Source organism: Balnearium lithotrophicum, from assembly GCF_900182585.1.
In the GTDB taxonomy this organism is placed as follows: domain Bacteria; phylum Aquificota; class Aquificia; order Desulfurobacteriales; family Desulfurobacteriaceae; genus Balnearium; species Balnearium lithotrophicum.
Map to the genome: position 1 here is coordinate 36,007 of NZ_FXTM01000001.1, position 25,096 is coordinate 61,102.

Sequence of the window (25,096 nt, forward strand, 5' to 3'; positions counted from 1 at the left end):
ACGTAGAGAGGTCTGCTATGGTAAAGAGAGGAGTTCTTCTTCTAACACTTCTATTAATAACTGCCTCCTGTGGTAGTGAAAAAGCGGCAGAACCCGTTAAAGTTAAAAGTGTCTCTGGAATAAAAACTGAAACTGTTAAGGCAAACCAGGTAGTTGAGGAAGCTTCATTTTCAGGCTATGTAATTCCAAAGAAGGAAATTCTCCTATCCCCCAAAGTTGTTGGTTACCTTATTAGAGTAAATGTGGCTCCTGGAGATAGGGTAAAGAGAAATCAAGTACTGGCGCTTATTGATAACTCGGATATAAAGCCTGACGTTGAAAAAGCCTCTGCAGGAATCAAGGAAATAAATGAGACTCTAAAGGAACTTGACAGGGCTTTGGAGGAAGTAAAGGCAAGGAAAGAAGCTGCTGAGGCCAACTACATTCTTGCAGAGAGAACGTTTGAGAGATTTAAAAACCTATTAAGAGAAGATGCTGTATCAAAGCAAAAGTTTGATGAGGTAAGGGCTCAGTACAAGGCAGCAAAGGCAAACTTGGAAGCAGTTAAAGCCAAGGAACTACAAATATTACAGAAAAAGAAGGTACTACTTGCAAAGAGAGAACAGATAGAGGCTGGGTTGAGGAAAGCAGAGGCCTATCTCTCCTACACCAAGTTAAAATCCCCGGTTAACGGCCTCGTTCTCCAGAAACTTGTAGACCCTGGAAATTTGGTTTCCCCTCAGACCCCCGTACTTAAGGTGGGGGAGTTTCCACTTTTAGTGAGGGCTTTTGTTGATAATAACTACATTAATAAGGTAAGGGTTGGAAGTAAAGTAAACGTTGTTGTAAAGGGTAAATCCTACGAGGGAAAGATTGTCGAGGTTGACGAGAGTTCTGACCCTGTTTCACATAAATTCGGAATTAAGGTTTTAGTTCCTGAATTGAAGGAAATTCCTGGAACCTACGCCGTTGTTAAGTTTCCTGAAAAAGTAGTAAACACAATAACTGTTCCAGAATCGGCCATTTACAGGTTAGGAGCTCTCGAGTATGTTTTTGTCATTAAGGACGGAATAGCCCACCTCAGATTGGTTAAAACCGGAGAGAGAATAGGAAGCAGGGTTGTTGTTCTGTCAGGACTAAATCCTGGAGAGAGGATTGCTGTAAGTAACGTTAACAACTTAGTAGACGGTGCAAGGGTAGAGGGGTAACACATGAAAAATATCAATTTGGGAATAGCAGGAAACATCACTAAAAGGTTCATAACATCAAAACTCACTCCCCTTTTTCTTGTTGCATCACTGATAATTGGAGTATTTGCAGCCGTTCTTACTCCAAAGGAAGAGGACCCACAGATTGTTGTTCCAATGATTGATATATTCATTCCCTATCCGGGAGCTTCCTCAAAGGAGGTTGAAAGAAAAGTTTCAACGAGATTTGAAAAGTTAATCTGGGAGATAAAGGGAATCGACTACGTCTATTCGGTTTCAAAACCGGGAATGTCCCTTATTGTTGCCAGATTTAAAGTCAACGAGGACATGGAGGACTCTCTCGTTAAGCTCTACAACAAGCTAATGTCAAACATGGACAAACTACCTCCTGGAGCTCTCCATCCCCTCGTAAAGCCAAAGGATATTAACGATGTTCCAATAGTAACTCTAACACTTTGGAGTGAGGATAAGAGCCCTTATGAGTTGAGGAAGATAGCTAAGGAGCTCTGCTTACAGTTAAAACAGATTAATGATGTTTCAAAGTCCTGGATAATCGGTGGAGATGTAAAGAGATTTAAAGTTATCGTTGATAAAAATAAGTTGAAGAACTACCACTTATCTCTACTGCAGGTAGCTCAAGCGATAAAGTCAGCTAATGCCCAGGTTAATGCAGGAAAGATAACTGAAAACAACACAGAGTACCCGGTAGAGGCCGGAGAGTTCATAAAGACAATAGACGACCTTAAGAACTTAGTAGTTGCTGTTTACAGGAACAAACCAGTTTACCTAAGGGACGTAGCAAATGTAACGGAAGCTCCAATAGACCCTGATAATTACGTTTTCATAGGTTTCGGTCCCCACTCTGAGGAGAAGGGGGTAAGTAAAGAATTTATCGAAAAGCACGGCAATCAGTTCCCTGCAGTAACAGTTGCCATTGCTAAGAAAAAGGGGACAAACGCCGTAGTTGTTGCAGATAAGATTCTTGATAAGGTTAAGGAGATAAAGGGAAGGATTCTTCCAAGTGACGTTCACATAACAGTAACGAGGAACTACGGTAAGACGGCAGAGGACAAGTTTGATGAACTAATGTTCCACTTAGGTGTCGCCATATTTGCAGTTGTTATCTTTATCGGTATAACGCTCGGTGTAAAGGAAGCTCTCGTCGTTTCACTTGCAATTCCAACGACATTAGCTCTAACCCTATTCGTTGACCTCCTTACAGGATACACTCTAAACAGAGTTACGCTCTTTGCTCTCATCTTTACCTTGGGTCTTTTGGTTGACGATGCTATTGTTGTAGTTGAAAACATACATAGACACCTTAAACTTAAAGAAATGCCTCCTCTTCAAGCTGCCATTTATGCAGTAGCTGAAGTTGGAAACCCCACAATTTTAGCAACGTTTACAGTAATCGCAGCTCTCCTTCCCATGGCCTTTGTTAGGGGGCTTATGGGACCTTACATGAGGCCAATTCCTGTTAACTCATCAATTGCAATGTTCTTCTCCCTCATAGTTGCATTTGTAATTTCTCCCTGGGCTGCATACTACCTCCTCAGGAAGGAATCGGAGAAAGAAGGGAAAAAGGTTGTACTTGAAGAAACAAGAACCTACAAGATTTACAATAGATTGATCCGTCCTCTCCTCGATTCAGCTTTAAAGAGATGGGCCTTCTTAGGAACCATTGTTCTACTAATGGTGGGTTCTGTGGCTCTCTTTTTCACAAAGACCGTTGTTGTCAAGCTCCTTCCATTTGACAACAAGAGTGAATTTCAGGTCGTTGTAGACATGCCGGAAGGAACGTCATTAGAGGAGACAGCAAGGGTTGCAAAAGCTATTGCAAACTACGTCCAGACGATTCCAGAGGTAACCGACTTTGAAGCCTACGTTGGAACTGCCAGTCCCTTTGACTTTAACGGCCTTGTAAGGCACTACTACTTGAGAAGGGGAGGAAATGTAGCAGACATTAGGATAAACCTTATTGACAAACACGAGAGGAAGAGGCAATCCCACGATATAGCTAAGGAGGAAAGACCTAAAATTCAAGCTGTTGCAAGGTCTGTAGATCCAGGGGCAAATGTAAAGATTGTTGAGGTTCCTCCAGGTCCACCTGTTCTTGCAACTTTGGTTGCTGAGATATACGGTAAGGACGATAGCGTTAGAAGGAGAATTGCAAAGGAAGTTGAGGAAATTTTCAAGAAAACACCTGGAGTTGTTGATGTTGATACACTTGTTGATGATGACTACTACAAGTACAAGATAGAGGTTGACAGGGAAAAAGCGAGAAAGTCTGGAGTAACAGAAGAACAGATTGCCCAGACTGTTAGGATTGCACTAAACGGGGCTTCCGTTTCTGAAGCTCACACGAAGTACGATTCTGACCCGGTTCCGATTTTTGTAAGACTCCCAAGAAATCAAAGGGACGACATTAATAAGTTGTTGGACCTTGCTGTAATGAATAAACAGGGGAAATTAATACCTCTGAGAGAAGTAGTGAAGGTTAAGAGAGTCTTAGCCGATAAGACTATCTATCACAAGAACCTTCATCCTGTATCCTACGTAATAGCTGATGTATCAGGAAAGTACGAAGCTCCCATATATCCTATACTTGCTATAAATAGCTACCTTAAAAATCACCCTCTTCCTGACGGTTACAAACTTGAGTACTCCTTTATTCCTCCTTCCATTCCAAAGACCGACTTTAAACCTAAGATGAAGTGGGACGGAGAATGGCAGATAACCTACGAAACGTTCAGGGATATGGGAGCAGCGTTCATTGTTGCTTTGATGCTAATATACCTACTTATCGTTGGTCAGTTCCAATCCTTTGTTATTCCTATGGTTATTATGGCTCCCATTCCTTTAACCATGATAGGAATAATACCTGGACACTGGATAATGAGCCAAATATTTGGAAAGACAGCCTACTTTACTGCAACTTCAATGATAGGTTTTATAGCACTTGCAGGTATTGTCGTTAGAAACTCTATCATCCTTGTTGACTTTATTCTCATGAGGAAGAGGGAGGGAGCTCCCCTCAAAGATTCCATAATTGAGGCAGGGGCTGTTAGGTTAAGGCCTATTGTTTTAACTGCTGCAGCAGCCATGGTAGGTTCAGCGGTTATTCTCTTAGACCCTATTTTTCAGGGTTTAGCAATCTCTATACTCTTTGGCGTTTTTGCGTCAACTACATTAACCTTAGGAGTCATACCTGTGTTATATTACATTTTTGAAAAGAGAAATTGGGAAAATAGATGAAAATTATGATAAACTAAAAGTTAAGTTAGATTGAGGGAGGTAAGAATGAAGATAGATAAATCAATACTTATATTGGCTTTCTTCTTAGGTTTTTCAGTACCTTCATTTGCGGGAGATATCTGTTCAACAAAACTGGAAGCTGAATCTGTGAAAAATCCCCTTCCTGTTAAGTACCAACAATTAAAAGCACAAAACGAGGAACTCAAGAGGAAGTTAGAAGACTGTAAAGCAGAAAAGGAAAGAGTGAAAGAAGAGATTTCACGTTTAAATGAAGAAATCTCTACTCTTGAATCTAAAGAAGCAAGGCTTAGGATACAACTTTTACAGTTACCTTCAAAGGAGAGCTTAGAGGAGCAGATAAGGAAGCTTGAAAGCGAGGAGGGAAGGTAAAATGAGGAAAATGATAGCAGCATTTTCAATAGCAGTTTTAACAGGAGTTGGAATCGCTCAAGCAGGTTGTCCTTCTCCAACGGAAAAGTACGTTCTCTGCTCTCCCGATTTTGCCTTCTACCCTGAATCACTAATAAAGGCCTATAACCAGGCAAAGAAGGAAAAGGAGGAGTTAGAGGCAAAACTCAAAAAATGTAGAGAGGAACTTTCCCTTTTAAGGGCAAAGGAATCAGAACTTAAATCTCGTTATGGCATCCTTTCTAACCAGGTAGAAGCTTTGAAAAGTAAGATAGCAGAAATACAGGCTCTCCAGAGGAAGCTCGAGGAGCTGAAGAGAAAAATGGGTAAGTGTGAGGAGCTCCTCAAAAAGTGGAGAGGTTTACCTAAAAGGTATACTGTTAAGAGAGGAGATACTCTCTGGGGAATTGCTTCTAAGGATTACATCTATGGAGACCCATGGCAGTGGCCACTCATTTACAGAGCGAACAGGGATAAAATCAAGAACCCCCACCTTATTTATCCAAAACAAACCCTCAAAATACCGAGGGATATTAACTGTCAGGACATAATTAACGCAAGGAAGGAAGCTTTAAGAACTCCTCCTCCAAAAGGGGTGAAACCCAAAAAAGTGGGTCCTGTTAAGGCTGAGGATGTTCCCAAAACAGCGACTGACTACTTCTTATGTAAGGGATGCAAAAGATGAAAGTAAAAGAAAGTAAGGAAATAAGATTACAGAAGGTTGTAACCAAAACTGGTGTGGAGCTGCTACGAATTGTGGTAGCTCCCAACCACTTTTTTCTTGAACAGAACCCAGAAAAACCCAGCAAGTATGGAGTGGCCTACAAGAAATTGAAGGAAATGTATCCCGATTTCTTCATGTTCTGGGAAATAAAGAACGATGAATACACAGGAAGGTTGTTGACGGGAGCTCTCCTTGAAAGGGGGGAAATTGATAAATTCATAGATTCTATTCTAAACTCCGAAGAGTATAAGGAATTTGAAGATTCGAAAGATGACCTATCTTAAGCAAACCATTCCATCATAAGGAAGGAGTCTCTACGATAAATTTCCATCCCGCTACGTTCAGATAAAACATAACCATTAGAGAGGCAAATGTATGCCTTAAATCGCTTTATATCCCACTACGTTCAGATAAAACTTATGTGGAACAGAGAAAGCCCCAGCCCGAACTCAACTTTATATCCCACTACGTTCAGATAAAACTTCTCCAAGCTCCTCCTTTCCCTTCCCGAATATAACTTTATATCCCACTACGTTCAGATAAAACAACTTGACGATGCACGTAGGGGGTATGCTTTGATAAAGGGCTTTATATCCCACTACGTTCAGATAAAACCTTGAAATCCATATTCTCTGAATTCAAAGAGCGACAACTACTTGTTACATTATATCATATACTGAAGAGGTAACTTTTTACAGCAAATCGGCAGTAGCAATTTTAGAATTTTCTAAAAATTCGACTTAATTGACTGTCTTGTAAAGCCTTTCTGCTACTGCATATAAAATTCGATTTGCTGCAACTATAGAAAATTATCTGTTACATTTTTATCTTCGCCTATGACAGTTTTTGTTACTGCATAAGGGCTCTTAAGTTCGTAAAAATAAATGGAGTCATTTTCCTCTATGATTTTTTCTAATTCAGCTTTACATTTGGCCAAGTTAGATATGCTTATTTCTCCCTCAAACACAGAGTTTTGAACCCAGTTTAAATATTTTCTTAGTGTTTTTCTTACCTTATCAATCCTTTTTACATCTACATCATAGGTTACAATGATGAACATTTACCACCACGCCTTCAAAGGAGTATAAACTTTATCTCCTGATAGATGTTTAATTAATTTATAACATTCAAGGCGTATCAAATAACGGTAAGAAACATTTCTTTTAAGACTTCTATGCTTAATTGTGGAATTCAATTTTTCATCAAAAGCTTTTAAAAACTTCTTTCTTCCCGATTCGGATAAGTATGTATAATTTAAATCGATATCAAAATCCTTTTTTCTTAAAATATTTTTGTTAACTAATGAGAAAATAATTGAATCTACGATTAGTGGTTTAAAAATTTCAGAAATATCTAAAGACAGAGAAAATCTGCTTGTGGAAGGTTCATGAAGATAACTAATAGTTGGATCAAGCTGTGTTTTATAAATCTCCGATAAAACTACCGAGTACATTAAGGAATTTCCATATGATATAAGGGCATTTATAGCATTTGATGGTGGTCTCTTTTCCCTTTTTATCATCCGAAAGAAATCGTCCCTTAGAATATTAGGAAATCTATTGTAATAGAATTCTCTAATCCTACCCTCTGTATTCATAAGGGAAGGTATGTCTTTGTGGCTATAAATGTCGCTTAGGAGCTCCTCAATATAATCTGTGCTAATTCCTCTCTTTCTTAAATTTCTTGCTATATGAAAAGAGGCTCCCACCACAAAGGAGGATGCAAGAAACAAACGGTTTTCAGGAATGAGATAGTGTTTTACCTGATTAACTACTAAATAGCCAGAAACATTCCTCTTTTTCGGCAAAATGCTTCCAGAATAAAATCCATGGTAATTGAAGTAATGAACGACTATCCCTTTTTGAGACAAGAAATTAAGGAGTGATGTATTTATATTAATCTGTCCAAAAAGGTAAATGTCGCAGATATTTTCTACTGGGAAATATCTCTTCTTTGTTTCATCACCATCCAAGTATTCAAAAACAAGTGTATTGTCTTTTCGTTTTAATGTTCCCGATTTAAACAGATATAATCGTGTCAATCCCTCCCTCCTTAATCGGAAAAACAAAATGTATAGTAGGCACACTTCTTACAGTAAGGTAACTTCTTCACTGGTGGTGGTTTAGGCGAGGAAAGTATATTTTTAATGTCTTTCAAAATTTCTATCATTTGTTTTCTTATACTGTCAGTTAGTTCAATAAATTCCCTCTTTCTTTGTCTTGGATAGTTAATTATTCCCTTCTTCTTTATACCAAATTGTTCCAAGTAAAAGAGATAATAGTAAAGTTGCCAGCGGTCAGCCTCTTCCATCTTTCTTGAATATTTGATTTCTCTAATATTTCCTCCAGAAACAATATCAATAGAAATTAAATTGTCGATAATAATGTCCCTTTTTGCATCTGAAGGATATGCTGTATCATGGAGAAGTTTTCCTAAAGTTATTTTCTCTGAGTTCTCCTCTAACTGAATTCCCCTATCAAAGAGCCACAGTTTCCTCTTACATACAAAGTAGTAATTAACTTTAATTCCATTCGTTCTAAGTTCATCAAAATCCACCTGACCTATCAAATAATTTCTCCAAAATTGGGTTCTGTACTTGTATCTAATCCAAGTTCGCTATCATAATCAAAGTCAACAGTGAGAATTTCCTTCCCGAATTTACCAGAAACAATTTGAGTTGGAATGACTTGTTTTAATTTATAAATAGGCATACTTAATGTAAACTTATTTACATTATAAATTGCTCTAAGCCTTTCAAGATGATTTCTTGTTTTATCCAGTACAATCTCTATTGCTTTTTGTATTTCATCAAAATTCTCATCGTAAACTTTTTTCGGTATAACGTTTACATTCAAGATTTCTCTAAAAAGTTTCTGAGCATCTCTTTTCGTATCAGCTTCAAATCCTGCATCCAATAATTCCATATTTTCAGTAAATTTCTTATAAAAGCTTGTATTTGATATTTTTCTAATATCATAAACACTCATCATCAAATCCTGCTTTTTATCATCAGTTAAGATTTGACAATTAAACTCTCTTAAAGCTTCTAATGTGAAATTTACAATTTCTTTGTTATAAATCTTTCCCTTATCTGAAGGCTCTTGCGTAGCGATTACAACATTAGGCTCGCTATCTTCATTAATAACTCTCCCTTGTTTCCTATAAACTCTCCCCATTCTCTGGATTATAGAATCTAAAGAAGATATCTCTGTAAACAGAACGTCGTAATCTATATCTAAGGAGGCTTCCACAAGCTGAGTTGAAATCCACACAATAGGCTTATCAGGAATTTTTATCTGCTTCTCCTTCTCTATTCTATCCTTTTGAATGAAAAGAGAATGTAAAAGCTTAACATTAACATCCTTATTTTCGCTTAAACGCTTAAAGAGTTCTTGAGCTTTTCTTACGGTATTTGTAATTACCAAAACTTTCTTACCTCTATTAAACTGAGAAACGATTTCACTTAAAAGTTCTTCTATTGACCTGTCTTCCAGTTTGATTTTATGCTTCTTTTCGGGATTAAAAACCGGTTCTAATTCCTCAGCGTAATCTTTCAAATATTCATTAATAAAGGGATGGATTGTTGCACTCATAAAGCAGAATTTTCCGCCGTAAATAGCTATTTCTTGAAGTCCCTTTATTATCACTGCAAGGGTATCTGGCGAATAACTCTGCGGTTCGTCCAACACTATTTTTGAATACATTAAAGTAGCATAAATCCTTTCGTATCCCGGATATTTAAAAACAGCCGTAAATAGCTGATCAGCCGTTGTTACAGTAATTGCCATGGAAAATTGCCTTGCAGCTTGAGTTCTTACAATGTGTTCTTCTATAGAAAGCGAATCTTCTATTTCTTCACTTTTCCCCATTCCATAAAACAGAGCATCACTATGCAAAAGCCCTATTTTTTCCTGTTCTCCTTTAAAAACACTGATGAGCCTGTCATACATGGCATTAACAGAAACTCTAACAGGAAGAGTATAAAAAGCTTTATCCCCTCCAATCCAGTTAATAGCAAATTCTGTTTTCCCTACACCTGTCGAAGCAGTGAGTAATACGCTCTTATTTCTTAAATCTTTTGCTTTTTTCTGAAATGGTTTCAAATCTCTAAAATTACTCTTCTTGGAAAGATAGGATATCAGTTTTTCTTCAAGGTTACAGATTTTTCCTTCCTCAACAGGCAAATGTGCCGATGCTGAATAGTCTAATCTATGGAGAATTCCTTTCAGTAAGATAAAAATTCTATTCCTTTTAATATTTTTCACCTTATTAGAGGAGTTGAAGTAGTAATTTTGCAACTTTTTATAAAGGATTCCTGCTTTATCTGTGAGCACAGACGATATGGAAAATCCATATTTTTTTAACCAATTCAAATCATATATTTTGTTCTTTATATCCAGCTCAATAACTTTCCGAAAATATTCCGGCGAGAAATCTAAGTTTCTATTGTGATGAAATAAGACGGAAAAAAGAACATAATCAAAATATCCTTTAGGAATAGTCCTTTTTATTTCAGGAGCGTACAAAAATATACCTGAAAGGTAATTATGAGGAATTTCTTTATTCAAAGCTCGAGGAATTCTTGCAGTTTCATTCAAATATTTTCTTATCTTTCTCTGAAAATGAGAAGAAACTTTACCTAAATCATGAAATAGACAAGCAATTTTTAAAGCATTCCAGAAATCTTCATTAACTCCAGAATTTTTTAAATCTTCTCCGTATATTTCCCTTATTCTTTCCAGTTCCCTTAAGAGATTCTCCGTATGCTCTTCTAAAGTTTCCGGAACCGCTTTGTTTTTATCAAAGTAAATTTTTGCATAAACATTTCCCATTCTAAATACTCTTCTTTATTTCGTCTAAAGGATTTTTCATAGCTTTGTTATAAATAAGAACACTCAAATTTCTATCTTCCAATATCAAAAGCCATTCATCCTCATCATTATCAATTTTTCTCAATGTCTTTAAATTATTAAGTTTTCTCTTTATTCTCATCAATTGCATATCTAACAACTCTTCTTTTACTGTTTCAACTGCTGTATCTAAAATCTGAAAAATAAGTTGCTTTTCTAGTTGCAAAAGAGCCAAAGATAGAAAATTTAAAAGGAATTTTTATGTTTTTCCATAAAATTTTCACTTTATATTTAATCAAATCTTGAATTTCAGGATATTTATAGTTTAACTGTTGCACAATCTCGTTACACATTAACGTCTCCAACTAAATCAATAATCCTGCTATCCTCTCTATCAAAAAGGAGCTCCCCGTCCTCTATAAGAGCGTCATCAATGTAAACCACTTCCCTTTTTTCAAAATATCTAAGACCAGTTTTTTCCAGTAACTCCTTGTTATATTTAAAATTCATCCTATAATTTATGCCTGCAATTCCCAAACTCTGGGCTGTTTCCTTATTCAAATAAATACCGTAATCAATATCGTGTTCATCTTCGGAAAAATCCCTAATTTCAGGTTCAATAAAATCTATATGATCAATCCTGACTAAATCTTCTTTCCTTCCGAGAGAAGGATACTCATTCTTTAGAACGTTTTCCTTAAACAACTTTAAGTATTTTTCATCTGCATGAATGTATATATTTAAACTAACATCGTAAATATTAGCCACATAAGTTGGAGACTTTGAGAATGATTTATTAAATCCTTCCAAAAACGGATATCCTTTTTCTTTAACTCTTGATTTCCTATCAAACTTCACAAGCATCTGCAAATCATAAACAACAGATGAAAATTTCCCCTGTATGCTCACAGCCATAGGGATATACTCGCTTGCACCAATCACAGTATGAAACCAACCCCTAACGGTAGATAGAGGAGGTAGGGGATAACTGTCCCAGAAATTAAAACTCATAGGTTTTCTATAGTTTGCAAAAGCTTGATAGGCCTTTATTTTAAGAAGTTTCACTTTTAACTCCATAGTATTGATTTACTTGATTTTTTAGAGTTTCAAAGAAATCATTAACATTAAGAACCTTTTCAGGCAAAAGTTCCTTTATTTCTTCTTCATTTTCCCAGTATCCATCCACAATACCTATGTAAGAATTATCCTTAACTTTCTTTCCGTTAAAACTCATATCAAGAACTGACGAAATAATTGATGTTTCCAAAAGATATTTCCTCATTTCACGATTATATCTTACCTTCAATCTTCCCAAGAAAAACGGATTTTTAACATTGTAAACTCCTCCAATGGAGAAGAGAGGATTCAAATTCTCCATCCTACCCTTAATATTTCTGTTTAACACCTTCAATACATCTAAAACCATATTAACTCTTCTTGCCTTTTCGGAAGGTTCAAGTGAGATATTATCATTCGGATCTTCTCCAACCCTATCTAACTCTATCGTGACTGTATAGGAATACAGAGATAAGTGATGCTCAAATTGAAACGGATTCGGAGTAGTTCCTGCTCTTTGAGCAAATTTTAAATTTATTCCGAATTCTACATCTAAGAACATAGGTTCAAGGGATATAGCGGGCGTTATTCTTACGACTGCAGGACGTGTTAAAGCTCCCCGGTCTTTTTCTGTTTTCATATAACCAAATAAGTCAGCCTCTACGTAGTCTTTTATATTGGCTTCAGGTTTAAACTGAACAACATCTTGCTCTGCCGTTAAAGGCTCTTCCTTACCGCTATCCACGGAAAACAATTCCTTCAACATTCTGTAGATATCGTATCTAATCGCCTGTCTTGATTCGTACGACAAAAGTTCGCCTGAACGGGAAAGCTTTTTAAGTTCTGAGATATTTCCTACTCCCTCTCCATAGTTCAAACTCATAGCCTCAAAGATTACTGAAACCGTTAACCCCTTTGGTTGTAAGTTAACCATTGCTTGTTACCTCCTCTCCAAGTAATCCGTTTAAAAAACTGTATCCGATACAGTAAAAATTCTCCTTATTTTGCAAAGTCTTAACAAAAGAAGAGGGAATCTCTTCACCATAAGCCATATAAGTCCTAAGCAAAACATCCATAAACTGTGAAGTGTTTCCTATTCTAAGAGAATTTAAAAGCTTGTAGGAAATTGACTGTATTTTGTTTTCCGCATTTTTATTTCTTAGAAGCTCTGCAAGTTTTCTACCTTCGTCATAAACGTCCCACATTTCTTTTTTCGACACGCTCATCTTTTTATCCCCTATTTCGTTAATAAACTTTGAAATAACTAGAGTTAAAAGTTGAAGCCTATACGGATTTATATTTGTTTCGTAATTTCTTGAACCACCCTGATAAGCCATGAATATTTTTGCAATCTTATTCAAGTAATCAAAATAAAGTTTATTTTCTAAAAACAAATGGATAACTTCTAGAAGAATCGAAATTTTCGTATCTTTTATTTTGTAATAACTCTTAGAAAACTGTTCTAGAATCTCTTTATTTTTTTGTTCCCTTAAGAACTCTGCTTTTTCTCTTGATAAATTAAAGGAATAAACCTTTGGAATTGTTTCATTATTCAAGTCAAGTTCTAAAACGGCAATATTTTGAAGAGTAAAACGAGCCTTCTCATAAGATGCTTTTAAAACAAGTTGAGTAAAGAAATCTAAAAGAACATTCTGCGTTAAATTCGGATTCAATACTTTCATTAGTAACCTGTTTTCACTAACTAAATCAACAACAGAACTGTCTGAATTAACAAAATAGAAAATCTTTCGTCCATCTTTTTGAACAGGAGTCAGACCTGCAAAATAAGAAAAATAGATAATTTCACAGATTTCGCATAAAGGAAGTTTGGGAACAAAGTTCCATACAAAGTTTACAGAGTCTGGATTGAGACCATAGAACTTAGAAATTCCAGTGTCAAATACCGTATTCTTTTTTGCTTTTCTTTCCATACATGATATACATATGAACTTTTTGTCTTTTTTTACTTTGTTTTGTCTTAGGGGTTCCTCAAAATCTGTATAAAACTTTTTAAATATGTCTTTATTCACACTAAGATTCAAGAAACTTTTTTGACCGTAGATATTCCTTAGATAAATCTGAACATCCGTTTCCCAAAATTCTTTCTTGTCTCTTTCTAATATTTCTATAGCTTTCCGAAGAATATTTATTAAAAGATCTATATCCTTTCTTATTTTATTTTTTGAAGGAAGCTTCCCCAATTTGTTTTTTAACAGTTTAAATCCCTGAAGTATCTTCTTAAATCTATCAAAAATCTCAACTAAAACTTTTTGAGAAGTTTCATTATTCTGAACTCTACTACGAAAGTACTTTCTATTTAAATAATCTAAATTTCTTTCAGCTTTCAGATATTCTAAATCGCTAACATATTCCTTAAAAAGCTTTATCAAATTTTCATACCTACCATACTGATTAAAAGCGTAATTAAAAAACTTCTCAGAAAACCCTTCAAAGATTTTTCTATCAAACTCTATGTAGTTATCTCCGAACCTTAGCAAACTCTCGTCTTTTGAAATAAGTTCCTGATTATCTCCAACAGTTCTTAATTTCCACAAATGGGAATTTATATTTAAAAAACCGAGAATTCCTGCATTATAAAGCCAATCTCCGAGATATACTCTTTCCATTACTTTACCTCTACCATTCCAAATCCCTGTCCTGTTCTGTTTCCAATACCTATCTTAACGATGTAATTAATATCTTCCGGATGACCTTGAAGCTGGAAAATCCCTCTATTTCCTGTTAAAGTCATAAATGGAATGCCCGTTTTCTCCCTAAATTCTTTCAGAGTATGTTTTACCTTTTGAACACTCATTTTTATTTCTTTAAAGGAAAGAGGCTCTCTTAAACCGTACCCTCTTAAAGTAGAAAGAATCTTATTCATTGTGAAGTTAAGTTCCTTTTCAAAATTGTCATCTGTAAATAAAATTGGTTTCTTCTTTCCATTTATGTTTTTCTCAATTAGAATCGGAGAACAGGTTTTCAAGGTAACTGTTCTTTTGGTTACCAACCTATCGTTAACAGGAGCTATCCTCTTTATTTTCCAGTTTATTTTTTCTCCATTTACTAACATTGTGTCATCCGTACTAAATCTGAACGTCTCTAAATTTCTAAGGCCGTTGTACAGGGAAATTATGAACCGATAGTCAGCTGAACTTATCCATAAGCTTAAAAATGAGTTTTCTGGAAGGTAGAAGGTTTCTACGTTTTGGAGCTCCCTAAATTTCTCTGGAGTAAATTGACTGTCTATCTGTAAAGGTTCTTTTCTTATAGTGAAGCCCTGAGGAAAGGACAGGTTGAATGTAAAGGCTTTAGGAACGCACGAATCGTAGAGAGAATGTTTGTATTCTAAGTCCGATAATTTTAAAGCCTCTTTAAATAAAGAAACAATTCTATGTCTATAAATTATTGGAACCTTTGATGTATGAATCAAGATTTTAATCTTCACTGCTTTCCTCTTATTAGTGTTCTTAAATGATAAGTTTGCTATAAAATCTCCAAGTTCCCCTCAAAATTATTAAAATCAATATACGAAATTTTTTAATTTTTGTAAAGAAAATTACATTCTCAGGAATTTTTTCAGAAACTCTTTCCAGTTTCCAAAGGGAACTTCTGTAAAGTCCAGGTCTGAAAGTAAGGAAGGATTTAAGAAGTAAACCCAAGCTTCTACAAACTCACTCATTGGTATTAACCTTACATATTTCTTCTTTCTTATGTAGTAACTCTCTTCAGGAAAAAGCTCGTTAAAGTCTTCAAACATATCAATGGCTCTTAATGTTAAATCATCAACCCTGTAAACCTCTCCAAATACCCTTCCCTCCCCCTCAATAATCCCGGGATAACCATCGTTAAGATGGACTAACTTTGCGCCGTACAGAACTCCGTGGGAAACAAAAACGGAATCAACTAAAAAGGCATGGGCGGAAAACCCAGACATCAAAGTTCCGTAAACAAAGAGGAGCTGATACCTCATAGGAGCTCCCCTCTAAACATCAAGATTTCTAACCTGCTTTGCAAACTTCTGAATAAATTCCCTTCTCGGGTCAACTTTATCTCCCATCAGAACTGTAAAGACCTCATCAGCCTGAACAGCATCCTCAACGGTAACCTTTAAAAGTGTCCTATTCTCTGGATTCATCGTTGTTTCCCAGAGCTGTTCTGGGTTCATCTCCCCAAGACCTTTGTACCTTTGAATGTATATTCCTTCCCTTCCCTTGTCCATCAGGTAGTTGAAAAGTTCATCTACAGTTTGAAACTCAACAAGTTCTCCTTTAGCCGTTCTAACTCTATAGGGAGGTTCTCCCAAAACTTCCCTGAGTTTGCTCTTTAAGTCCCTACCCTGTCTAAACAGGTCTGACATCAGAAGGTCCTCATCGACAAACTCTTCTTTCTTCAAGTACTTGTCGAAAGGAATTCTTGCAAGGACTTTAAACGAGCAACTTTCCTTATCCTCAATAATTTTAAATTCCGTGCCTGAAAGTTCCCTCGGTAGATTTTCTTTCAATTTTTCTACTAAATTTTCTACAGATTCTCTTGAATAGAGCTCCTTGTAATCTGCTCCAATTCTCAAAAGCAGGCTGATTAAATCTCTATCCCTTTTTCTGGAAAGAACGGAAATGACCCTCTGGAGTTTTAAAAGGGAATCTACAACTTTTAGGGAGTCTTCTCTATTAACTTCCTTTCCTTCTTTACTCAGTAGCTTTACAGAATCAATGGCAAACTCTAAAACGACCCTTTCTAACTCTTCATCGCTCTTTATGTAGATTTCCTTCTTTCCCTTTTTAAGCCTGTAGAGGGGTGGTTGAGCTATGTAGAGATGACCTTTTTCGACGATTTCTGGAAACTGACGGAAGAAGAACGTTAAGAGGAGGGTTCTTATGTGAGCTCCATCAACGTCAGCATCTGTCATGATTATTATCTTGTTGTACCTGAGCTTTGATATATCAAAGTTCTTACCAACACCGGTACCGAGTGCTGTTATGATTGTCTTAATCTCATCGTTAGATAGAACCTTTTCAATCCTTGCCTTTTCAACGTTTATTATCTTTCCCTTTAGAGGAAGTATGGCCTGAAATCTCCTATCCCTTCCCTGCTTTGCACTTCCACCTGCGGAATCTCCCTCAACTAAAAAGAGCTCCGTCCTCTCTGGATTCCTCTCGGAACAGTCTGCCAATTTTCCTGGAAGTGAAAACTCCTCAAGGGCACTCTTTCGTCTCGTTAGCTCCCTTGCCCTCTTTGCAGCCTCCCTTGCCCTTGCAGCAGTTATAACTTTCTCTGCTATCTTCCTTCCAATGTCAGGCCTTTCTGTTAAGAAGTTCCAGAGTTTTTCGTAAACTATTGAGGCAACAACAGGTCTTACCTCTGAGTTTCCCAGTTTTGCTTTTGTTTGACCTTCAAATTGGGGATTCGGAACCTTCACAGAAATAACTGCAACTAAACCTTCCCTTACATCATCGCCAGTAACGGAAATCTTTGAATTCTTTGGAATTAAGTTGTTCTCCTCTATGAATTTGGTTATAGCCCTCGTAAGGGCCATCCTAAACCCGGCAACGTGTGTACCACCTTCTCTGGTATTTATGTTGTTCACAAAGCTGAATATCTGTTCTGTGTACGTTGAGTTGTACTGGAGGGCAACCTCAACCAAAATGTCTTCCTTTTCCCCTGATATGTAGATAGGCTCTGGAAATAAAGGGTCTTTCTTTTCGTTTATCTTCTTTACAAATTCTACAATCCCACCTTCGTAGTAGAAGACCTCCTTTTTTGGAGGTTCAACCCTTTCATCTGTAAGAGTAATTCTTAATCCCTTGTTTAAGAAAGCGAGTTCCCTCAACCTGTTGGCCAAAATATCCCAGCTAAATTCAGTTACCTCAAAAATTTCTGGGTCTGGCTTAAAGGTTACTATTGTTCCCCTCTTTTTTGTTTCTCCAACACACGTAAACTGTGTTACGGGATTTCCCTTTTCGTAAACCTGCTTGTAGACCTTTCCATCCCTATGAATTTCAAGTTTCAACCACTCTGATAAGGCATTAACAACAGAAACTCCTACTCCGTGAAGTCCACCTGAATACTTGTAGGCCTTCTTTTCAAACTTTCCTCCAGCATGGAGAACGGTAAGAACAATCTCTGCAGCTGGCTTTCCATACTCTGGATGTATGTCAACCGGAATTCCCCTTCCGTTATCTGCAACTGTAACAGAGTTGTCTGGATGAATAATGACATCAATTTCTGTACAGTACCCTGCGAGTGCCTCATCAACGCTATTATCAACTACCTCAAAAACCAAGTGGTGGAGTCCATAGGTCCCAGTATCTCCAATGTACATTCCCGGTCTCTTTCTAACTGCCTCAAGCCCCTCAAGAACCTTTATTGCCGATGCATCGTACTTTTCACCACTCTTCATTTAAAGCTCCCTCTATTTTATGTCTTAGAATTATACAGTCTGGTGCCCCGCACTATTAATTTAACTTGCCTTTTTCTTGCCTATCAGTTCATTTATAATTTTTGATGCCCTATCGGAGGTAAGGAGATTAAAGTTGACCTTTGATACATCCGTTCCCGTCTCTGCTGCTAACTTCTTTATGAGTTCTATCTGTTTTGCCGTTGCTCTCTGGTTTCTCTCCACCTCCTTTTTAGGTAAGAGCTCCTTCAGTTCACCCCTGTAAGCTTTTCTACCTATAGAAAAGAGTGATAGCCCTTTCTGTATTGCATCTGTTACCGCTCCCTTAAGAGCATCACCGGGAGTGTAGTTTTCACTTCCTCCAAAAACCTCCTTGAAAGCCTCCGTTTCTAAAATCCATATCCTTAACTTTACCCATGCAACGTATCTCTTTTCTCCCTTCCTTTCTACCCCATCTATAGAATGTTCAAGGATTTTGAATCCCCAGTTCTTTGCTCCAACAACCTTGTTGAGAGCATCAATTACAGATTGGGGTTTGTATCCATAGAGAGTCCTTCCTCTACCTGGAACTTCCTGAACGGCGGAAGCCCCTTCACTTTCTAAAATTTGGTCTATTTTTTCTACAATATCCTTCCAGTATTTTAGATTTTGGGAGTTCAAGGAAACCTCCTGAAGATTTGGTTAGATTGCGGGGCACCAGATAGAATTTAGCTATAAGTAAATATATGAATTTTCTAAAACAATTCAATGGAGAAAAGCTATTGAATATCAAAGGCTTCAGTGAGGAAAGGAGAATTCTCTTAAAGTGTGTTTTAGGTGTCGGAGCTCTCTCTCTAACCCCTTTCTGTGGAGCTCTAATCTACCCTGAGCCTGAAGGAAAGGGGAATAGAGGAGAAATAGGAAGAAAGGTTGATTTAAACAGTGCAAGTTTTTTGCCGGGAATCTACGGTGGAACGCTCTACTCCTCCACATCCTCAGACCCTAAAACGTTCAACTTGGTTCTGGCCAACGAAACTTCCTCAACAGATGCCGTTGGAGAGCTCTTTGAGGGATTGACTGATGTTGATTTGAAAACTTTAAAACCTAAAGGCTGCTTATCCAAAAGGTGGGAATTTAAGGATGGCGGTTTAAGGTGGATTTTCAAGTTGAGAAGAAACGTTAGATGGTTTGATGGAAGGTTGTTTACTGCCGATGACGTTGTTTTTACATTTAACAGAATTTACTTCAACGAGAAAATTCCAAACTCTACGAGGGATTCATTTTTAGTTGATGGAAAGCTCCCGAAAGTCAGGAAAATTGATGGGTTTACAGTTGAGTTTTTACTCCCCGTTCCCTTTGCCCCCCTCCTATACTCCCTGTCCGCTCCAATTTTTCCAAAGCACGTTGTTGAAGTGGCAGTGGAGAGTGGAAAGTTCATGGAGTTCTGGAACGTTTCAACCCCTCCTGAAAAACTGGTTGGAACGGGCCCTTACAGACTCGTTAAGTACCTCCCCGGCCAATACTTAATCTACGAGAGAAACAGGAAATACTGGAAAGTTGATAACTACGGGAAAAGACTCCCCTACGTTGATAAAAAGGTAAAGTTCATAGTTCCCGATAAGAATACGGAGCTCCTTAAGTTCAAAGTAGATGAAATAGACTTTTACTCCATGAGGGGAAACGACTATCCAGCGCTCTCAAAGGGTAAAGGTGACTATACAATCTACAACTTGGGGCCCTCTCTAACTGCCGATTTTATATCCTTCAACCAGAAGAGGGGAACTATTCCGGAGTGGAAAGTAAAACTCTTCAGGAACAGGCTCTTCCGGTGGGCAATCTCACATTCGGTTGACAGGAAGGGCATAGTTCTAACGGTTTACAACGGACTCGGTTATCCTGTTTACTCTCCAGTTACTCCGGCAAACAGACTCTACTGGGATGAGAACTATCCTAAGTTTCCCTACAACTTGAGAAAAGCCAAAGAGCTCTTAGAGAAAGTAGGCCTTAGGGACAGGAATGGAGATGGTTGGTTGGAAACCCCCGATGGACACAGAGTTGAAATTAACCTGCTTACGAACTCAAACAACCCGGCAAGGGTCCAGATTGGTGCAATTCTAAAGTACGACTTAAAACGAATAGGAATAAAGGTAAACTTCCAGCCTTTGGACTTTAACAACTTGGTTGAAAAGTTGCTCCATACTCACGACTTTGATGCTGTAATAATTGGCTTAACAGGTTCAATAGACCCAAACGGTGGGAAGAACGTCTGGATGAGTAGCGGCCAACTCCATCTATGGAATCCGAATCAAAAGAAACCTGAAACCGATTGGGAAGCTGAAGTAGACAGACTTTTTGAACTCGGAGCTAAAACACTTGACTTTAAGAAAAGAGTGGAAATTTATAAAAAGGCCTACTGGATAGTATCCTACGAACAGCCTTTAATCTACATTGCAGCTCCTATTGTCTTAGAGGCTGCAAGGAACAGAGTGAAGAACTTTTACCCGACGGTTTGGGGAACTTACGAGCCTGAGAGAATTTTCATCAACGAAAAATCAGTGTAGAAAGAACTTTTTTATTAAGTATGTTGAAACGGCAACTTCTAAAAGCTTAATGGCCGCCGAATAGAGGATGAGTTTCCTCTTCGGCAGCTTCTTAAATTTTAGGTACAGATTCTTTATCCTCTCCTTCAAAGCTTTGCTCCAAACATGATTATCTTTCGCGGGCGAAAAGACCCTACGCCAAAAGGAGGGGATAAAAGCCCGCAGGTGCGTATAACTTACCAAAAGATATAACATAAAACCGGTGAAAGCAAAAAGAGTAATAGTTAATAGATACCTTATCCATCATGCAGGAAGGCTCTGGAATCAAGTAAACTACCTCATAAAGAATTAGGTCAGCAAAACCTGTCTAGAAAATCCTCACAGAGTAGTAACATAGGAAAAACAGGATTCAGGATAGAAGAAAATGGAATTAGATTCTCATCCGAATATCTCTGAATAGATGCAGGATACAAGAAAATCAAAGCTTTAGTGAGGAAAGGAAGTTATACTACTTTAAGCATCCTGAACTGATAGATTGTTGCTTGAATTAAACCCTAATTACTTTTTTCTTAGACTTCATAAATTAACAAAATAATTTTAATATTTGCAGTGATTAAAAAGGAATCATTTTAATTGACGTGGGAAATCATGATGTTTATTAGGAGATTTAACATAAGTGAAAGAAACGACTTGCTACAGGTAAATGAGTATCCACGAAAGATAAATTTGTCTTTTGCTGTTACCCTGGGAGTTCTTTTTCTCTTTCTTTTAAAGAGAACATATGGAATAATATTTTGCCTTTTTGCTATTTTTGACATCTTTTTGGATAAAAAATTAAGCGAAACTCTAAATTATGATGAATTTGTCAATCTGATAAAAAATAATGGTTTTAAAAAATTGGAACTGTCAATAGTAAATGTCCCTAAGCTTTCCGTTAAACTGTCCTGGGATAGTTTTATTAAGGCTCCAATTGACGTTTTTAAAGGTCAATCCAAATCCAGGAAGTTCCTGGCCTTAATTGGAATGATTATGTCTCCGGTAACATTCACTTTTGGTTTCGTATATTCTCTATTTGAGTTATACCTTATTTACCTGATTTCAAGGAAGAAAAACTTATTGATTCTCTTTTCAAAGGAAATTTATTACAAGCTAACAAGGGAAGTTCCTGTGTTCAAAAAAGAGTCGGAAAAGGAAATTTTTTTCAAAATTAAATGGTATGGTATTCCAGGAATAATCTTAATACCAAAGAAGTACTATAAGGAGTTAAGCCATTGTAGGGAGGTTGAATGATAGTAATTGCTGGGCCGTGTGTTATAGAGGATAGGAATACACAGTTAGAGGTGGGGAAAACTATAAGGGAGCTCCAGGATAAGTTCCCAGAACATACGTTTATCTTTAAGTCCTCATTTGATAAGGCAAACAGGAGCTCCATTCACTCGTACAGGGGGCCAGGACTTGAAAAGGGGCTGGAGCTCCTTTTAGAGGTAAAAGAGAAATTTTCCCTACCGATAACGACTGACATTCACGAGAGTTGGCAGGCAGAACCTGTCGGAGAGGTTGTTGACGTTGTTCAGGTTCCGGCGTTTCTGTGCAGACAGACAGACCTCTTAGTTGCCGCTGCAAAAACGGGAAAAACAGTTAACGTAAAAAAGGGACAGTTCATGGCTCCTTGGGACATGGGAAACGTTGTGGAGAAACTAAAAGTTTCAGGGGTCAAGGAAGTTTGGCTCACAGAGAGAGGAACAACATTTGGCTACAATAACTTGGTTGTAGACTTTCGCTCACTGCCGATAATGAAGAGGTTTGGAGTTAAGGTTTTCTACGATGCTACCCATTCGGTTCAAAGACCTGGAGGGCTTGGAAAGTCAAGCGGAGGTGACAGGGAGTTTATTCCCTACCTTTCAAGGGCTGCGGTTTCCGTTGGAGTTGACGGCCTATTTTTTGAGGTTCACCCAGAACCTGAGAGAGCCCTCTCTGACGGCCCAAACATGCTAAAACTTGAGGATTTTAGAATTCTCATTGGTAAACTATTTGAACTTGAAAAAAAGGTTAGGGAGCTCTGGAGTGAGTGAAAACGAGAGAATTAGAAAAATCATTGAAATTTTAAGGAAAGAAAAGAAAAACTGGGATGTTCCTGTCGTTTCACTTATGGCTCAGACAGGGAGCGACCCTTTTAAGATTTTGGTTTCAACGGTTCTGAGCCTTAGAACAAAGGATAAGGTTACAGAGGAAGCATCAAACAGGCTCTTTCAGGTTGTTAAATCTCCCGAGGATTTACTAAAACTCACGGAGGAGGAAATCTCAAATCTCATCTATCCAGTTGGGTTTTACAGGAGAAAGGCCAAAAGTCTGAAAGAAATTGCGAAGATTCTTGTAGAGAAGTACGGAGGAAAAGTTCCCTCCACGATAGAGGAGCTCCTAAAACTTCCCGGCGTTGGAAGGAAAACTGCAAACTTAGTTGTAACCTTAGGATTTGGAAAACCTGGAATATGTGTTGATACACACGTTCACAGAATTATGAACAGGCTCGGCTACGTTAAAACAAAAACGCCGGAGGAGACAGAGTTTGCACTGAGGGAAAAACTTCCGAAGGAGTACTGGATTGAAATTAACGAACTATTAGTTGCACTGGGACAGCACATCTGCCACCCGACATCTCCAAAGTGCTCCCAGTGTCCAATTTCGGGGCTCTGTCCTAAAGTTGGCGTTAAAAGGAGGAGATGATGAAGAGTTCACCCCTTTTTACAGACCTATACGAATTAACGATGCTCTACGCCTATTTAGAAAACGGTAAAAAAGAGTGGGCTTCCTTTGAACTTTTTGTAAGGGAGCTCCCAAAAAACAGAAACTATTTGGTATTTTCAGGCCTTAACGATGTTGTTGAACTGATTGAGAACTTAAGGTTTTCGAAAGAGGACGTTGACTACCTTTACTCTCTAAACCTCTTTCCAAACTGGTTCTTGGACTTTCTAAAGGAGTTTGAGTTTACGGGAAAAGTTTACTCAATGAGGGAAGGTGAGGTTTTCTTTCAAAATGAACCCGTTTTAAGGGTAGAGGCTCCCATCTACGAGGCTCAGCTTTTGGAAACTGCAGTTATGAACCAAATTCACATATCCTCTCTCATAGCAACAAAGGCTGCAAGGATTTTCTCCGTTTCGAGGGGAAGGGGACTTTCAGACTTTTCTCTGAGGAGAACCCACGGCTTTGATGCCGGAATGAAGGTTGCAAGAAACTCGTACTTGGCAGGATTTAACTCTACCTCGAACGTTTTAGCGGGAAAGGTCTACGGGATGCCGGTAGTTGGAACCGTTGCTCACTCTTTCATAATGTCCTTTGAAAGTGAGGAGGAAGCCTTCAGAGCGTTTTTAAAGGCATTTCCGGAAAAGGCAGTTTTGCTGATTGATACGTACGATACGGTTGAGGGAGCAAAAAAGGCAGTTAAGGTATCTAAAGAGATGGGAGTTAAACTCAGGGGAGTGAGGCTTGACAGCGGAAACGTTGTAGAGCTCTCCAAAGAGGTCAGGAGAATTTTAGACGGAGCTGGATTTACAGAGACGAAAATAATTGTCAGTGGAGGATTGGACGAGTATAGGATAGATGAGATTTTGAAGGAAGGAGCTCCCGTTGATGCTTTTGGAGTTGGAACGAAGTTTGGAACATCTGCAGACTCTCCCTATATAGACTTTGTCTACAAGTTGGTTGAGTACGATGGAAAACCTGTTATGAAGCTGAGTCCCGGAAAGAGAATGTACCCCGGAAGAAAACAGGTTTTCAGGAGGGAAGGAGAGGACGTTGTTTCCCTGTTTGATGAGAAGTTAAAGGGAGAACCACTTTTAGAAAAGGTAATTGAGAACGGAAAGCCTGTCAAAAAACTTCCCGAACTGAAAGAGAGCAGGGAGTTCTTCCTTAGGAGGTTTTCGGAGCTCCCCGATGAAATTAAAGACATCCATAGAAAAGTAGAATATCCCGTTCATGTAAGTGAAAAATTGAAGAAACTATACAAGTCGCTTGAGAGGGAGTTAGAGGAGGAAGAGATTGAAGGAGCCGAAAATAATAACAATTGACGGACCAGCAGGTGCAGGAAAGAGTACTGTTGCAAAGGAGATTGCAAAGAGGTTTGGCTACGTTCACCTTGATTCTGGAGCTCTCTACAGGGCTATTGGTTACTTCTGCAAGTTAAAGGGAGTTAATCTAACAAAAAAGGAAGAAGTTTTGGGGGCCATAAAAAACATAAATGTTGAGCTTTTACCAAATGGAAGAGTTCTGCTAAACGGAAAGGATGTAACGAAAGAAATAAGAACACCTGAGGGAGGAGTTCTTGCATCTCAGGTTGCTCAGTTCCCGGAGGTTAGGGAGTTCGTTGTTAAGCTCTTGAGGGAAATGGCTGTCGGAAAAAAGATTGTTATAGACGGAAGGGATGCAGGAACGTACATATTCCCAGAGGCCGACCTGAAAATCTACCTAACAGCCTTCCCTGAGGAGAGGGCAAGAAGGAGGTATAAGGAACTAAAGGAGAAGGGATTTAACGTGACCTTTGAGGAAGTTTTAAAGGAAGTCATAGAGAGGGATAAAAAGGACGAAAGCAGGGAGTTTGCTCCCCTAAAAGTTCCGGAGGGAGCGGTTATTGTTGATACAACGGGAAAAAGTTTAGAGGAAGTTTTAAAAACAATATCAAATTTAATCAATAATTAAGTTTAGGA

General features: G+C 37.9%; 24 protein-coding genes and 1 CRISPR repeat array. Of the genes, 11 read left to right on the forward strand and 13 right to left on the reverse strand.

Features of this window, described 5'->3' with window-relative positions:
• Positions 1-17 precede the first annotated feature (17 nt).
• Genes FN732_RS00160 through FN732_RS00180 form a run of 5 tightly spaced genes read left to right on the forward strand, consistent with a single transcriptional unit; the run spans position 18 to position 5,858 of the window.
• Positions 18-1,187, forward strand: coding sequence for an efflux RND transporter periplasmic adaptor subunit (locus FN732_RS00160; RefSeq protein ID WP_142933324.1), 1,170 nt, complete (start codon positions 18-20; stop codon positions 1,185-1,187).
• A 3-nt stretch (positions 1,188-1,190) separates the two neighbouring features.
• On the forward strand, positions 1,191-4,442 hold the full coding sequence (locus FN732_RS00165; protein WP_142933326.1) for an efflux RND transporter permease subunit: 3,252 nt from the start codon (positions 1,191-1,193) through the stop codon (positions 4,440-4,442).
• A gap of 45 nt (positions 4,443-4,487) precedes the next feature.
• Complete coding sequence (locus tag FN732_RS00170) at positions 4,488-4,832, forward strand: hypothetical protein (RefSeq protein WP_142933328.1); 345 nt, start codon at positions 4,488-4,490, stop codon at positions 4,830-4,832.
• A gap of 1 nt (position 4,833) precedes the next feature.
• Positions 4,834-5,535 carry a LysM peptidoglycan-binding domain-containing protein gene (locus FN732_RS00175; protein WP_142933330.1) on the forward strand — a complete coding sequence of 234 codons (702 nt, stop codon included), beginning with the start codon at positions 4,834-4,836 and terminating at the stop codon, positions 5,533-5,535.
• On the forward strand, positions 5,532-5,858 hold the full coding sequence (locus FN732_RS00180) for a DUF7132 family protein (protein ID WP_142933333.1): 327 nt from the start codon (positions 5,532-5,534) through the stop codon (positions 5,856-5,858). The genes FN732_RS00175 and FN732_RS00180 overlap by 4 nt, the downstream gene beginning before the upstream one ends.
• 39 nt (positions 5,859-5,897) lie before the next feature.
• Positions 5,898-6,189: a CRISPR direct-repeat array (repeat unit 29 nt; unit sequence CTTTATATCCCACTACGTTCAGATAAAAC).
• Between the two features lie 184 nt (positions 6,190-6,373).
• On the opposite strand, the gene cas2 is transcribed toward FN732_RS00180, so the two are convergent.
• The 12 genes from cas2 to FN732_RS00240 form a co-directional block, all read right to left on the reverse strand.
• Positions 6,374-6,634 (reverse strand): CRISPR-associated endonuclease Cas2, encoded by a 261-nt coding sequence (cas2, locus tag FN732_RS00185; protein ID WP_142933335.1) that lies wholly within the window; start codon positions 6,632-6,634, stop codon positions 6,374-6,376.
• Complete coding sequence (gene cas1b / locus FN732_RS00190) at positions 6,635-7,615, reverse strand: type I-B CRISPR-associated endonuclease Cas1b (protein WP_142933338.1); 981 nt, start codon at positions 7,613-7,615, stop codon at positions 6,635-6,637.
• A gap of 11 nt (positions 7,616-7,626) precedes the next feature.
• On the reverse strand, positions 7,627-8,142 hold the full coding sequence (cas4, locus tag FN732_RS00195; protein WP_142933340.1) for a CRISPR-associated protein Cas4: 516 nt from the start codon (positions 8,140-8,142) through the stop codon (positions 7,627-7,629).
• On the reverse strand, positions 8,139-10,406 hold the full coding sequence (gene cas3 / locus FN732_RS00200; RefSeq protein ID WP_142933342.1) for a CRISPR-associated helicase Cas3': 2,268 nt from the start codon (positions 10,404-10,406) through the stop codon (positions 8,139-8,141). Before cas3 ends, cas4 begins: the two co-directional genes overlap by 4 nt.
• A 1-nt stretch (position 10,407) precedes the next feature.
• The gene (locus FN732_RS00205; RefSeq protein WP_142933344.1) at positions 10,408-10,650 is read right to left on the reverse strand and encodes a hypothetical protein; all 243 of its coding nucleotides are present in this window, start codon (positions 10,648-10,650) and stop codon (positions 10,408-10,410) included.
• Between the two features lie 119 nt (positions 10,651-10,769).
• Positions 10,770-11,489, reverse strand: coding sequence for a type I-B CRISPR-associated protein Cas5b (cas5b, locus tag FN732_RS00210; protein ID WP_142933346.1), 720 nt, complete (start codon positions 11,487-11,489; stop codon positions 10,770-10,772).
• Positions 11,476-12,414: a type I-B CRISPR-associated protein Cas7/Cst2/DevR gene (cas7i, locus tag FN732_RS00215; RefSeq protein WP_142933348.1), complete on the reverse strand. Its 939-nt coding sequence runs from the start codon at positions 12,412-12,414 to the stop codon at positions 11,476-11,478. Before cas7i ends, cas5b begins: the two co-directional genes overlap by 14 nt.
• On the reverse strand, positions 12,407-14,107 hold the full coding sequence (cas8a1, locus tag FN732_RS00220) for a type I-B CRISPR-associated protein Cas8b1/Cst1 (protein WP_142933350.1): 1,701 nt from the start codon (positions 14,105-14,107) through the stop codon (positions 12,407-12,409). The genes cas7i and cas8a1 overlap by 8 nt, the downstream gene beginning before the upstream one ends.
• Positions 14,107-14,928, reverse strand: a complete 822-nt coding sequence (cas6, locus tag FN732_RS00225) for a CRISPR-associated endoribonuclease Cas6 (protein ID WP_142933352.1) — start codon at positions 14,926-14,928, stop codon at positions 14,107-14,109. Before cas6 ends, cas8a1 begins: the two co-directional genes overlap by 1 nt.
• 111 nt (positions 14,929-15,039) lie before the next feature.
• Positions 15,040-15,453, reverse strand: coding sequence for a gamma-glutamylcyclotransferase family protein (locus FN732_RS00230; RefSeq protein WP_142933354.1), 414 nt, complete (start codon positions 15,451-15,453; stop codon positions 15,040-15,042).
• A gap of 12 nt (positions 15,454-15,465) precedes the next feature.
• Entirely contained in the window at positions 15,466-17,880 is a 2,415-nt protein-coding gene (gyrB, locus tag FN732_RS00235; RefSeq protein ID WP_142933357.1) for a DNA topoisomerase (ATP-hydrolyzing) subunit B, read from the reverse strand.
• Between the two features lie 60 nt (positions 17,881-17,940).
• Positions 17,941-18,537, reverse strand: coding sequence for a Rad52/Rad22 family DNA repair protein (locus FN732_RS00240; protein WP_142933359.1), 597 nt, complete (start codon positions 18,535-18,537; stop codon positions 17,941-17,943).
• Between the two features lie 101 nt (positions 18,538-18,638).
• Here FN732_RS00240 and FN732_RS00245 point away from each other — a divergent pair, with 101 nt between their 5' ends.
• Entirely contained in the window at positions 18,639-20,417 is a 1,779-nt protein-coding gene (locus tag FN732_RS00245) for an ABC transporter substrate-binding protein (protein ID WP_246051234.1), read from the forward strand.
• Here the strand turns inward: FN732_RS00245 and FN732_RS09520 are convergent.
• Entirely contained in the window at positions 20,409-20,546 is a 138-nt protein-coding gene (locus FN732_RS09520) for a hypothetical protein (protein WP_185954180.1), read from the reverse strand. The two genes, FN732_RS00245 and FN732_RS09520, sit on opposite strands and share 9 nt — an antisense overlap.
• A gap of 501 nt (positions 20,547-21,047) precedes the next feature.
• Between FN732_RS09520 and FN732_RS00250 the strand changes: the two genes are divergently transcribed.
• The 5 genes from FN732_RS00250 to cmk are packed head-to-tail and all read left to right on the forward strand — an operon-like array spanning position 21,048 to position 25,088.
• Entirely contained in the window at positions 21,048-21,686 is a 639-nt protein-coding gene (locus FN732_RS00250; protein ID WP_142933363.1) for a hypothetical protein, read from the forward strand.
• A complete protein-coding gene (gene kdsA, locus FN732_RS00255; RefSeq protein WP_142933366.1) occupies positions 21,683-22,468 on the forward strand; it encodes a 3-deoxy-8-phosphooctulonate synthase in 786 nt (261 codons plus the stop codon). Before FN732_RS00250 ends, kdsA begins: the two co-directional genes overlap by 4 nt.
• Positions 22,461-23,120 (forward strand): endonuclease III domain-containing protein, encoded by a 660-nt coding sequence (locus tag FN732_RS00260; RefSeq protein ID WP_185954181.1) that lies wholly within the window; start codon positions 22,461-22,463, stop codon positions 23,118-23,120. Before kdsA ends, FN732_RS00260 begins: the two co-directional genes overlap by 8 nt.
• A complete protein-coding gene (locus FN732_RS00265; RefSeq protein ID WP_142933368.1) occupies positions 23,120-24,460 on the forward strand; it encodes a nicotinate phosphoribosyltransferase in 1,341 nt (446 codons plus the stop codon). The genes FN732_RS00260 and FN732_RS00265 overlap by 1 nt, the downstream gene beginning before the upstream one ends.
• Positions 24,432-25,088 carry a (d)CMP kinase gene (gene cmk, locus FN732_RS00270; protein WP_142933370.1) on the forward strand — a complete coding sequence of 219 codons (657 nt, stop codon included), beginning with the start codon at positions 24,432-24,434 and terminating at the stop codon, positions 25,086-25,088. The genes FN732_RS00265 and cmk overlap by 29 nt, the downstream gene beginning before the upstream one ends.
• Positions 25,089-25,096: the final 8 nt, after the last annotated feature.

Coding starts and splice junctions, on each gene's coding strand:
- FN732_RS00160 (WP_142933324.1), top strand. CDS start 18: ATGGTAAAGAGAGGAGTTCTTCTTCTAACACTTCTATTAATAACTGCC.
- FN732_RS00165 (WP_142933326.1), top strand. CDS start 1,191: ATGAAAAATATCAATTTGGGAATAGCAGGAAACATCACTAAAAGGTTC.
- FN732_RS00170 (WP_142933328.1), top strand. CDS start 4,488: ATGAAGATAGATAAATCAATACTTATATTGGCTTTCTTCTTAGGTTTT.
- FN732_RS00175 (WP_142933330.1), top strand. CDS start 4,834: ATGAGGAAAATGATAGCAGCATTTTCAATAGCAGTTTTAACAGGAGTT.
- FN732_RS00180 (WP_142933333.1), top strand. CDS start 5,532: ATGAAAGTAAAAGAAAGTAAGGAAATAAGATTACAGAAGGTTGTAACC.
- cas2 (WP_142933335.1), bottom strand. CDS start 6,634: ATGTTCATCATTGTAACCTATGATGTAGATGTAAAAAGGATTGATAAG.
- cas3 (WP_142933342.1), bottom strand. CDS start 10,406: ATGGGAAATGTTTATGCAAAAATTTACTTTGATAAAAACAAAGCGGTT.
- cas7i (WP_142933348.1), bottom strand. CDS start 12,414: ATGGTTAACTTACAACCAAAGGGGTTAACGGTTTCAGTAATCTTTGAG.
- cas8a1 (WP_142933350.1), bottom strand. CDS start 14,107: ATGGAAAGAGTATATCTCGGAGATTGGCTTTATAATGCAGGAATTCTC.
- FN732_RS00230 (WP_142933354.1), bottom strand. CDS start 15,453: ATGAGGTATCAGCTCCTCTTTGTTTACGGAACTTTGATGTCTGGGTTT.
- gyrB (WP_142933357.1), bottom strand. CDS start 17,880: ATGAAGAGTGGTGAAAAGTACGATGCATCGGCAATAAAGGTTCTTGAG.
- FN732_RS00250 (WP_142933363.1), top strand. CDS start 21,048: ATGTTTATTAGGAGATTTAACATAAGTGAAAGAAACGACTTGCTACAG.
- kdsA (WP_142933366.1), top strand. CDS start 21,683: ATGATAGTAATTGCTGGGCCGTGTGTTATAGAGGATAGGAATACACAG.
- FN732_RS00265 (WP_142933368.1), top strand. CDS start 23,120: ATGAAGAGTTCACCCCTTTTTACAGACCTATACGAATTAACGATGCTC.